Source organism: Staphylococcus croceilyticus (genome assembly GCF_002902575.1).
GTDB classification, from domain to species: Bacteria; Bacillota; Bacilli; order Staphylococcales; family Staphylococcaceae; genus Staphylococcus; species Staphylococcus croceilyticus.
On the sequence record NZ_PPRD01000080.1, the window covers coordinates 1 to 1,181 of the forward strand.

Genomic DNA, 1,181 nt, shown 5'->3' on the forward strand with positions numbered 1-1,181 from the left:
AAAAATGGTAAGAAAACTTCAACGATTACTTTACTTAAAATTATGGAAATGCCTGCTTATTTAAAGCTTCAAAAACAAAGATTTTATTGTAAAACATGTGATAGTTATTTTACTGCTAAATCTAATATTGTCGACGATTATTGTTTTATTTCTAACAAAACAAAACTTGCAGTTTTAGATAAAGCGCAAGAATACCGCTCTCAAAAATCTATCGCTAAGTCATGCTTAGTATCATCAATGACTGTATCTAGAGTGATTAATCAAGCGGCAAGCGACGTAGGTCAGTCTTCTTTTGATGCTTTACCTGAACACTTAATGATGGACGAATTTAAAAGTGTTAAAAATGTAATTGGAAAAATGAGTTTTATTTATGCAGATGCTGTCTCCCACCGCATCGTAGATGTGGTAGCGGATCGTAAGTTAAAATCATTAAAAGATCATTTTTATCGTTATTCTTTGAAACTAAGACAAAACGTCAAAACAGTAACGATTGATATGTATGAACCATATATGTCGCTAATCAAGCAATTATTTCCTAATGCGAAGATTATTATTGATCGTTTTCATATTGTTCAATCGTTAAATCGAGCGTTAAATATGTCTAGAGTTCAAGTAATGAATTGTTATAGAACCTCTAATAGACCGCTTTATAATAAATATAAAAGTTATTGGAAACTATTTCTTAAACCTTTTGAAACGCTAGAGGCATTTAATTATCGTAAAGTCCGTTTATTCAAAGAGTGGAAAACCGAAAAAGGAATTATGAATTACTTATTAGGTGTAGATGTTAAATTATTTAATACATATCACTACGTTCATGAGCTAAGACGATTACTAAAAGAAAACCAAATAGAGAAATTTAATCATAAACTCTTTTCTATTCATCTTTCAGACGTGTGTCCCAAATTACGCCCAGTCATTAGAACTTTAAGAAGATTAATACCTTTCATTGAAAACACCATGATATATTCTAACCTGACCAACGGTCCGTTAGAAGGAATTAATAATAAAATCAAACTCATTAAAAGGGTATCTTTTGGTTATAGAAATTATGATAATTTGCGTAATCGAATTATTATAACTTCGCGACTTTTTGCCTCAACAACAAAAAAAGAGATTAAACAACCTAAGGTTGCTTAATCTCAATATTAGGACTCATCAGTCCGATTTGACGTAGAGCC

1 protein-coding gene is annotated in these 1,181 nt (G+C 30.7%); it reads left to right on the forward strand.

The window, feature by feature from the left end; all coding sequences use genetic code 11:
• Nucleotides 1-1,140, forward strand: a 1,140-nt coding sequence (locus CD128_RS09495) for an ISL3 family transposase (RefSeq protein WP_103329686.1), incomplete at its 5' end; no start/stop codon positions are given.
• Nucleotides 1,141-1,181: the final 41 nt, after the last annotated feature.